The sequence below is a fragment of the Rhodococcus sp. C26F genome, from assembly GCF_053345925.1.
The window spans coordinates 28,121-38,105 of sequence record NZ_JBKFBA010000035.1 but is presented as its reverse complement, the minus strand read 5'-3'; the positions used below and the strand labels follow the sequence as shown (position 1 = coordinate 38,105).

Genomic DNA, 9,985 nt, shown 5'->3' with positions numbered 1-9,985 from the left:
CTTCTCGCCCGCGGCGACGGCCCGATCGACCTCGGCCGCGGCGGCGAGCGCCTGCTCGGAGGCGACGTGCAGGAAGGCGTTGTACTCGCCGTCCACCTCGGCGATGCGATCGAGGTGGGCCTGGGTGACCTCCACCGACGACAGTTCGCCGGCATGGATCTTCGACGCCAGGGTCGCGGCGTCGAGGCGTGTCGTATCCGTACTCATTCGTCCTCTCCCAGGATCTGCGGGACCGAGAAGCGGGCCTCCTCGACGGCCGGCGCACCGGAGAGCGCCTGCTCGGGCGTGAGACCGGGGACGACGACGTCGGGTCGCGTCACGTTGGTGACGGCGTTCGGGTTCGCCATGGGAGCCACATCGTCCGCGGCCACCTCCGACACCGCCTTGACGTGGTTGAGGATCGAATCCAACTGACCGGCGAACTCGTCGAGTTCGGCATCGGTCAGCGCAAGCCGGGACAACCGGGCGAGATGCGCGACCTCGTCACGGGAGATGGCAGGCACCGTGAATGGCCCCTTTCCGATGGAGAGTGAACGTCCTGTCCAGGGTAATGCGTCCTGGAAGCGACGGCGCACGCGGTTCGGGCGACATCACTCGTCGCGCCGTCGGCGTCGCATCCGGCCCGCCGATGTTGCGAGCTTCGCAACGCTGTGTTGCGTTCGTGTGACATGCCCCGTCGCGACCGGGGATTTTCGGTGTGCTCGGCATATTTTCGGGTCTGCACCGTCCCTGACGCCGTCGACGAGGTGCAAGGATGTGGTCTGCCAGAGGTCGACACGGGCCCCTGGGCCGGCATGCGGATGCCGGCGCACCACGTGCCGTCGATGCGGCGTTCGTCGACGGCACGAAACCGACTGGGGAAAGGACTCACGTGTCGTACCTCTTGCGTGTCAGGCTCCCCGATCGTCCCGGTAGCCTCGGCTCGCTCGCCCTGGCGCTCGGTTCGGTCGGCGCCGACATCCTGTCGCTCGACGTCGTCGAACGCGGCACGGACTTCGCGATCGACGATCTCGTCGTCGACGTCGAGCCGGGCAAGCTCCCCGACACGCTCCTCACCGCGGCCGAGGCCCTGCCCGGTGTGACGGTCGACTCGATCCGTCCCTACGCCGGAATCCTCGACACCCATCGCGAACTCGAACTGATCGATCACGTCGCCGCCGCCCGCGACGACCGCATCCAGGTCCTCGTCGACGGCGCTCCCCGGGTGCTCCGCGTGGGCTGGTCGACCGTGCTCGGAGTCGGCCCGAACGGCATCTTCCGCATCGCGGGGAGCCCGGGTTCGCCGGAGACCCACCTCGACGGCGTCCCCTGGATGCCTCTCGCCGAGGCCACCCTGCTCGACCACGACGGTGAGTGGGTGCCGCAACTCTGGCGCGACATGGACACGATGCTCGCGGCGGCTCCCCTCGGCTCACCCGAACGCGTCCTCGTCCTCGGCCGTCCCGGCGGACCGGAGTTCCGTCCGTCCGAGATCGCACGCATCGGTTACTTCGCGGGCATCGTCGGCACCGTCCTCCGATAGTCCCCCGAGGGCCTGGACAGGGCTCAGCCGACGACGAGCCTGCGTGCCTGCGCGATCGCTTCCTCACGCGAATGCACGCCCAATTTCCGGTAGAGGGAACGCAACTGGGTCTTGACGGTATTGAGGGTGACGAATTGTTCCTTGGCGATCGTGCTCGCCGTGCCGCCGGCGAGCAATGCGTCGAGGACCGCGCGCTCGCGTGGGGTGAGCCGTACGACGATACGGATCTCGCGGAAGATGCCGTACTCGGCCATCGCCGAGTCGAGATCGATCCGCAGTTCGACACCCAGGGACAGGATGTCGCGCACGGCCGACGGTGGGACACCGACGAACGGCCGCGTCACTCCGGCATGTTCCGCCAGCACCACGGCCCGCTGGAGATGCCGTCGCGCGTCGGTACGGCGACCGAGTCGCAGCGCCGCCACCGATCCGATCAGGGCGAGTTCCGCAGCGACGGCCGGACAGTGCTCACGGGCCGCATCCCCGCGATGCACGATCACCTCGGCGCCTCCGGGATCACCACCGAGCAGACGCAAGCGCGCGCGGGCCGGAGCCGTGAGGGGATGCGTCGACCCGTCTAGCAACTCGCGCGCCGCGCCGGCCTCGCCGAGGGCGAGATGCAGATCGGCACGGACGGCATCGACCAACACCGCGGAGATACCGGTGAGGCGATGGGAGAAGTGCTGCAACTCCGAATCGATGTACAGCAGACCGTCGGCGGGCACACCGCTCAGCAACGCCAGTCGCCCACGCGCGTACATGACCGCCGCCCACAACTCCTCCGTGTGGCGAGGCGTGCCGAGCTCGGAGAGTGCGCGGAAGGCCGTGCCCGTGTCGAGCCGGTCGAGTGCCACGAGCGTGGTGGCCGCCAGGCCCGCCGTGCGGACGAGAGCCTCGGCCTCTCCCAGGATCGGGGGATGCCGGCGTTCCTCCTCGATCCAGCGGGTGGCCTCGTGGGTCCGGCCCCGGAGGGCTTCGAGAAGTGCGAGTTTGCCTGCGGCCTCCCGCTCGACGAACACACCCCGACCCGCCGTGTGAGCGTGGCGCAGCATCGTTCCGGCATCGGTGGTGCGTCCGCCGAGGAGGTAGACGGTGCCGAAGTTGAGGTATTTCAGTCCGTGGGCGTGCCGGGTCGTGATGTCGAGCATCTCGAAATCCGGCACGGGTTCGGTGGCCAGGCCGTCGCACACCTCCATCGCGTCGTCGTAGGCACCCTGCATCCGGAGACTTCCGAGGTGGAGGACCGTGTCGAAGGATTGCGGGAAGGTCCACTCCCCCGGCTCTTCCGACTCGTTCCGGGCACGGGTGATCGTCCGCAGGGACGCGACGGTGCGATCGTCGGTCGCCATGTCGTCGGGGAGCAACTCGAGCAGCACGATTCCCAGGGAGCGGAGCGATCCGCTCCCGTACAGTGCCACCCAGTTCTTCTCGACGATGTCGATCGCGCACCGCCAGTCGCGCCGCTCCACGGCATGTTCGAGGGCGATGTCCGGACGCGCGCGCTGCAGCCAGTGGTCGATGAGAGCCGACCGCGCGTCCCACAATTCCTCCGGGTATTCCGCGCCGCCCATCCGCAGGAGTGATCTGCGGACGACCTCGGGATAGCACCAACCGGTCTCGTCGTCCGCCGAGCCGTCGTCCGTCGGGCAGGCCTCGATCAGTCCCGACTCGACCAGTGCGGTGAGGAAGGCGTCGCCGTCGTCGATGTGCGGCAGGGCCGAGATGGACGACCGGGTCACCGTGCTCGGTGCGGCGGAGACGAGGACCGAGCGGGAGGACAGTGCCGGTGAGGGATCCGCGGCCACGACGTGCATGACGACGAGATCGACGGCCGAGTCGACGAGTACGTCGAGGGCGTCGGCACTGTGGGCCCGGTGCGGTTTCTCGGCGCGCAGCGTCGCGCACACCGCCGCGACGAACGCAGCGAATCCTTCGGTGCGGCGGGTGATCCACCCGATGGTGCGTTCGTCCCGTGCGAGCCCGAAGAGGCGACACAGTGCAGCGGTCTCGTCCACGGTGAACGCGAGGTCGTCGGCGCCGACGATCGTCCTGCGCGGGTGTCCGTCGACATGTTCGGTCCACGACCCCGCAGCTCTGCTGGTCGCCACGACCCGCACCTGCGGACCGAGCTGCAGCAACTGCCCCACCCGGTCCTCGATCGCCTCGACCGTCCGGACACCGTCGAGCACGAACATCACCGGTCGGGCGTGCCGGACCAGTACCGAACACACCGTGTCGAACGAGTCTTCCGCCGCAACGGGTTCGTCGATTCCGAGGGAGTTGCACAGCGACGATGCCACCGTCGCCCAGTACGTCTCGGGTGTGACATCGTGCGCGGGTTCGGGAACCACGACGGGCACCATCTCGGGACACGGGTCGGTCGCCAGCCACGTGTTGACGAGTGTCGTCTTGCCCGAGAAGGGACCGCCGACGAGCACGGCGAGTTCGGAATGTGCAGACAGAACGGAGAACAATCGGCGACGAGACAAGGGCATCGTTCTCGGCACGTCCACTATCCCTTTCGCATCCGGGCAGCATCGTCCCCGAAACGGACTCACAGATATGTGCAAATATTAGCAGCCCGCGGGGGAAATGACGGATTTCACCGGAATTCCGTTTACGCGTCGAAAATCACATCGGAGTAATTCCGCACCTCCATTCACACGGTCCACGAACGGATCTCACGCCGGCGGGGGAGAAACTCGGTGAGCTTCTCCCCCGCCGTGACATCGTTCAGTGTGCGAATGCCTGGTCGGTGTGGCCGCGGCCGACACCCTTGCGGAGATACTCGACGACCTCGGCGATGTCCTTGCCGAGCTTGTACGCGAGATCGCGACTGAATCCCTCACGGAGCACGATGCGCAATACCGCGATGTCCTCGGCGTCGGCCGGCATCGTGTAGGCGGGAACCTGGAATCCGCGGGCCCGCAGTTCGTGGGAAATGTCGAAGACCGTGTATCCCGGATCTCCCACCACCCGGAAGGACAGCACCGGGATCGCCGAACCGTCGGTGATGATCTCCATGTCGTCGATCTCGGAGATCATCTGCGACAACATCAGTGCGGTGTCGCGGAGGGACTCCATGATCTGGGTGTACCCGGCGACCCCGAGACGGATGAAGTTGTAGTACTGCCCGACCACCTGATTACCCGAGCGCGAGAAGTTCAGGGTGAAGGTCGGCATGTCGCCACCGAGGTAGTTGACCCGGAAGACCAGATCCTCGGGCAGGTGTTCCTTCGACCGCCACACCACGAAGCCGATGCCCGGATAGGTCATGCCGTACTTGTGGCCACTGACGTTGATGGACACCACGCGCGGTACGCGGAAGTCCCATTCGAGTTCCGGATGGAGGAACGGGACGACGAATCCACCGCTGGCGGCGTCGACGTGCAGGGGCACATCGGGACCACCGGAGCCGGCGAGTTCGTCGAGCACCGCGGCGATCTCCGCGACGGGTTCGAGTTCACCGGTGAAGGTCGTGCCGAGGATCGCGACCACGCCGATGGTGTTCTCGTCGACCGCGTCGCGGACCTGTTCGGGGGTGATGACGTAGCGGCCGGGTTCCATCGGCAGGTACTTCGGTTCGACATCGAAGTAGCGGCAGAACTTCTCCCAGACCACCTGAACATTGCTGCCGAGCACGAGGTTCGGCCTGGTCGCATCCTCGCCGGCCGCCTGCCGTGCCTGACGCCACCGCCACTTGAGAGCGAGACCGGCCAGCATCACGGCCTCGGACGATCCGACCGTCGAGACACCCGTCGCCGACGCGGGATCGGAGGGAGACAGATCCTCGGCGTGGAACAACGCCGCCACCATGTTGACGCACCGGGTCTCGATCTCCGCCGTCGCCGGGTACTCGTCCTTGTCGATCATGTTCTTGTCGAACGTCTCCGCCATAAGACGGTCGGCCTGCGGATCCATCCACGTGGTGACGAAAGTGGCCAGGTTGAGCCGGGAGCTGCCGTCGAGCATCAGCTCGTCGTGGATGAAGCGGTATGCCGCTTCGGGAGCGGTTTCCGACTTCGGGAGTCTCAGAGCGGGAATCGGGTCGGTACCGAGTCGGCCCGTATAAGCGGGTGCGAGTGTCTCGCTCTGAGCGGTGGGATCTGACATGGCTACCTCCATTTTTCGCGCATCGAACACTCGTCCGATCCGGTGGACGTCGGGGTATTCGGGCGGTCCTCACACCTCGATCGGCGGGTACAGCCTCTCCATCGTGTAGCGGCGGTTGCGCCGGACCGACAGGGCACTCAGCGTCAACGATACGAGCAGGATTCCGGCCAGGACAGCGATTGCGATCCACAATCGCGAATCGATGTTCTCGGCGACGGTGAGCTGCCGCAGACCGTTGACGGTGTAGGTCATCGGGTCGAACGGGTGGATGTACTGGAACGGCTTCGCCGTGGTCGGCACGGGGTAGATACCGCCGGCCGAGACCAGTTGCAGCATCAGGAAGGCCAAGGTCACCACCCGGCCGACGGCGACGCCGAAGATCGCGTTGAACGCCTGGATCATGGCCAGATACGTTGCGGAGATCAACATCAGGAACAGGATCGTCCCCACCACGTGCTTCACGTCCAGTCCGACGCCGAAATGGACGACCGTGTACATCACGACCACCTGCAGGATGCCTACCAGCAGAGCCGGCCAGTACGACGCGAGGACCGTGCGGTAGGCACCGAGTCCCGCGACGGTGGGCCGCGACTGCAACGGGGTGAGCAGCATCCACGTGATGATGCCGCCGACGAACAGGGCGAGCGACAGGAAGAACGGGGCGAAACCGGTACCGAAGGTGGGTGCCTCGTTCGTGTAGTTCTGTTGCAGAGCAACCGGAGTCGACAAGGTCTCGGCGGTGGCGGTGCGTTGTTCGTCCGTCCAGCTCGGCACCTGGGTGGCACCCTGGCTCAAGGCCTGCGCGAGTTCCTGCGAACCCGACTGCAACTCGACCATGCCCGAGGACAGCTCTCCTGCTCCGTCGGCCAACTGGACACTGCCGTCGGTGAGTTGGACGAGACCGGAGTTCAGAGTGGCGGCACCGGAGCTCAGTTCGTCGACACCGCTGCGGAGTCGGTTCACGTCCGCCGCCAGTCCCCCGTTCGACAACGTCGCCAGGGCTCCCTGCAGCGGACTGTTCGGGTTGCCGAGTTGATACTCGAGTTGTTCGGCGTCTGCCTGCAGACGCATGATCTCAGCGCGTAGGGCGTCGGCATCGGAGGCCGCCTGTTGCGCCGTCAGCGGTGTCAACGCGGTGATCGCCTGCTGCACGACCGGATCGGAGCTCCGGTTCAGGATGTCGACGACCTGCTGTACGGCCTGGTTCACCGTCGACTGCGTGGTCTGCGGTACCCGCGATTCGAGGGCGTCGAGCGAGGCCCGCAGCTCCGCCGCCTGCCCGGCGACACCCGAGAGGGCACCGCTGTCGAGCGCGCTGAGCAGCGGACCCGTCACGCCGTCGATCGCGGTGGCGAGTTCGTTCGCGCCGGCGGCGAGCTGCGCCGACCCGTCTCGCGCCGTGACCATGTTCGTCGCGAGCTCCTGCGATCCCGAAGCGAGCTGGTCCGCGCCGCTCTTGGCCGTGTCGATGCCGTCGGCGAGTTGCCCGGCACCGTCGGCGGCCTGCTTCAGACCCGAGCCGGCGCTCTCGAGACCGGTGAGCACGGTCCCGACACCTTGGGCACCGATCGTGGAGTTCACCTGTCCGATCACCTGTTCGGACGCGTCCTGCCCGATGATCGTCGCGAGATAGTTGTTCGCGTCGTTGAAAGTGAAGACCAGATTCGCCTTCTCCGGGTTGTCGCCGTTGGGGGATTCGACCGCTTCGGTGAAATTCTCCGGAATCGTGATGGTGTAATAGTATTTTCCGTCGGCCAGACCCGCGACGGCGTCCTCTTCCGACACCTCCGCCAGATCGAGCTGACCGGATGCTATGAGGGACTTCACGACCTGATCGCCGGCGTCGACCTGTTCCCCCGTCGACGAACGACCGGTGTCGTTGTTGACGATCGCCGCGGGAATCCTGTTCACCGCACCGAACGGGTTCCAGAAGGCCCACAGGTACATGGCGCCGTACAGCAATGGCATGAGAATGATCGTCGCGATCGCGATGCGCAGCATCGTGCCGCGGAAATATCGCTTCGAGTCGCTACCGAGAGAGACGCCTGCGAGCACTCGTCACTTCCTCTTCGTCAGGACGCCGATGTCACCGGGTCCGAGCAGATCGTGCATGTCCACCACGGCTCGCACCCCGACACCGGGTTCGACGGGGTTCACGTCGCCGATGATCACCGACTGGTTCTCGCCGAGTGCGACGAGCCGGTCGAGCAGGGTGGCACGCTCGCCGTCGTCGGCGATCCGATCGATCCGGCCGACCACCAGCAATGGGGGACGCCGGGTGTTCGCCACCGAGATCCGCAGGAGCAACTGTTGGAGTTCGGGAAGATCGTCGACGAACGCCTCGAGCGGTGGCAGCGGTACGTCGCCGAAGATCTCCTCGCACATCTCGGCGACGCCGTCCTCGTGCACCCGCGGAACGAACCGGTACCAGGGGGAATCCCACCGCTTCTGCTCGGTGACGAGATCGCGCACGGTGACCGACGGGCGTACCTCGTCGAGCTCGTTCATGCACGCAATCGCCGACCGCGCGATGATCTTCTGCGGTCTGTCCTCGCCGAGAACCGTCAGCGATCCCCGGGTCAGTCGCATGCGACCGCACAGAGCCATGAGCAACGCGGTCCGCGCAGCACCGGCCTGCGCGGCCAGAACCGTCACTCCCCCGGCGTCGAGGTCCAGGTCGAGGGGGCCGAAGACATGGCCCCAGGGTCCGTGGAGTTCGATCCCGCGCGCCGACACGAGTGTGCCCGGCGTCTGCCGTGCGGTTGCCCGCTGCACGACCGGAGTGCCGTACGGCGGAGTCCCGAGATCATCCGGTTCGGCTGTGCCCACCGGTGTTCCGCCGTAGTTTCCGTCCGCGACGAAGGGGTCCTCGAGTTGCTCGTCCGACAACTCGTCCCAGGCCTCTGCGTCGCTGTGCTGTCCGTAGTGAGTCACCGACCGTCCTTGCGCCGAGCGAGTGGGGCGTGGTGCCGTGTCCGATGCGCTGCCACGGTCACACGCTGTTCTTGACGACGTGGCCGTTCTTCACGATGACGGACAGGTTCTTTGCCGGATCGGCGATCAGACTCAGATCCTCGAGCGGGTTGCCGTCGACGAGGAGCACGTCCGCCCAGGCGCCCTTGTCGATCACACCCCATCGGGCCTGACGGTAGGGATCGCGTTCGCCTGCGAGCCGGAACAGTTCGGCGTTGCCGGAGGTGAGCATCCGCAGCGCGTCGAGGTTGCTGTAGTGGTCGCCGAGCCGCGCGGCCATCTCGCTCTGGCGCGGCGCGATCTGCGGCTCGAGCAGCAGGTCGGTTCCCCAGGCCGTCTTCACGCCGTGCTTCTGCGCCCACTCGTAGACGTGGTCGGTGCCGGTGCAGATCTGCTTGTCCTTCTCCGCGCGATCCGGGTCGGGATAGTGGTGGTCGCCGAGCGCGAAGGGCTGCATCGACAACCACACCTCCTTCTCCGCGAGCAGTGCGACGGTCTCCTCGTCGGCGAGGTGGCCGTGCTCGATCGACTTCACCCCGGCCGCGACCGCGCGGCGGATCCCGGTGACGTTGTAGACGTGGGTGGCGACGTACGTGCCGTAGTCGGATGCGGCCTGGACGGCGGCACGCAGTTCTCTGTCGATGAACTGGACGGTGTACAGCGGGTCGTACATGGACGCCGCTCCGCCGCCGACCATCAGCTTGATCTGCGATGCACCCTTCTTGAGTTGCTCGCGCACGGCTGCGAGGACCCGGTCCTCACCGTCGGCGACCCGCATGAAGCCGATCTGTTCGGCGCGGGCCTGATCCCCACCGAGGGCTGTGGGGCATTCGTAGACGAAGCCGAAGTCGCCGTGCCCGGACGTCTGCGAGATCGCGGCCTGGGACGGGTAGATGCGGGGACCGACGAACAATCCCCGGTCGATCACCGATTTGATGCTGCCGGTGTCGCCGGCCATGTCGCGGACGGCGGTGAAGCCGCGCAGCAGCATGTTGCGGGCCTCGGCGAGGCCGTTGAGCGCGATGTGCGCTTCGCTGCCCATCACCATGTCGATGTAGGAGTTCGCGTTGCCGACGAGGTGGACGTGCGCGTCGGACATGCCAGGCATGAGGACCCGCCCGCCGCCGTCGATCACGTCGGTCTCGCGGCCGGGTTCGTCGCCGATCGGCGATTCGGATACGGCGACGATGCGGTCTCCGTCGATCAGTACGTCGCCGGTGACGAGCTCTCCGGAGATTCCGTCGAAAACTCGCACATTACGAAAAAGAAGGCGATGAGTGGACTTACCGGTTTCCGTCATGGCTGGGACGCTAACGCGCATCGAACACGACTTCCGACCAACCGAAAGGATCCCGAACCAATTCACCCCAACCGTTC

General features: G+C 66.4%; 7 protein-coding genes and 1 pseudogene. 1 reads left to right on the top strand and 7 read right to left on the bottom strand.

Annotated features, from left to right (window positions below):
• Together ACLBYD_RS24735 and gatC are read right to left on the bottom strand one after the other, a co-directional pair.
• Nucleotides 1–207 (bottom strand): annotated as a pseudogene (locus tag ACLBYD_RS24735) (Asp-tRNA(Asn)/Glu-tRNA(Gln) amidotransferase GatCAB subunit A); the annotation flags it as partial.
• Entirely contained in the window at nt 204–503 is a 300-nt protein-coding gene (gene gatC, locus ACLBYD_RS24730) for an Asp-tRNA(Asn)/Glu-tRNA(Gln) amidotransferase subunit GatC (protein ID WP_447818495.1), read from the bottom strand. The gene gatC and the pseudogene ACLBYD_RS24735, both read right to left, overlap by 4 nt.
• Nucleotides 504–871: 368 nt before the next feature.
• Between gatC and ACLBYD_RS24725 the strand changes: the two genes are divergently transcribed.
• Nucleotides 872–1,522, top strand: a complete 651-nt coding sequence (locus ACLBYD_RS24725; protein ID WP_447818494.1) for an amino acid-binding protein — start codon at nt 872–874, stop codon at nt 1,520–1,522.
• A 23-nt stretch (nt 1,523–1,545) separates the two neighbouring features.
• Here ACLBYD_RS24725 and ACLBYD_RS24720 read toward each other — a convergent pair whose 3' ends face one another.
• The 5 genes from ACLBYD_RS24720 to ACLBYD_RS24700 all read right to left on the bottom strand — a co-directional run bounded on the left by ACLBYD_RS24720 (nt 1,546) and on the right by ACLBYD_RS24700 (nt 9,863).
• On the bottom strand, nt 1,546–3,996 hold the full coding sequence (locus tag ACLBYD_RS24720) for a helix-turn-helix transcriptional regulator (protein WP_447818493.1): 2,451 nt from the start codon (nt 3,994–3,996) through the stop codon (nt 1,546–1,548).
• A 259-nt stretch (nt 3,997–4,255) separates the two neighbouring features.
• Nucleotides 4,256–5,635 (bottom strand): glutamate decarboxylase, encoded by a 1,380-nt coding sequence (locus ACLBYD_RS24715; protein ID WP_447818492.1) that lies wholly within the window; start codon nt 5,633–5,635, stop codon nt 4,256–4,258.
• Between the two features lie 69 nt (nt 5,636–5,704).
• Complete coding sequence (locus ACLBYD_RS24710; RefSeq protein ID WP_447818491.1) at nt 5,705–7,690, bottom strand: YhgE/Pip family protein; 1,986 nt, start codon at nt 7,688–7,690, stop codon at nt 5,705–5,707.
• 3 nt (nt 7,691–7,693) lie between these two features.
• Nucleotides 7,694–8,569 (bottom strand): hypothetical protein, encoded by an 876-nt coding sequence (locus ACLBYD_RS24705; RefSeq protein WP_447818490.1) that lies wholly within the window; start codon nt 8,567–8,569, stop codon nt 7,694–7,696.
• A gap of 58 nt (nt 8,570–8,627) precedes the next feature.
• On the bottom strand, nt 8,628–9,863 hold the full coding sequence (locus tag ACLBYD_RS24700; RefSeq protein WP_447818489.1) for an amidohydrolase family protein: 1,236 nt from the start codon (nt 9,861–9,863) through the stop codon (nt 8,628–8,630).
• Nucleotides 9,864–9,985 lie beyond the last annotated feature (122 nt).

What these genes read in the sequence shown, in the direction of transcription:
- ACLBYD_RS24715 (WP_447818492.1), bottom strand. Translation starts at nt 5,635, where the DNA reads ATGTCAGATCCCACCGCTCAGAGCGAGACACTCGCACCCGCTTATACG.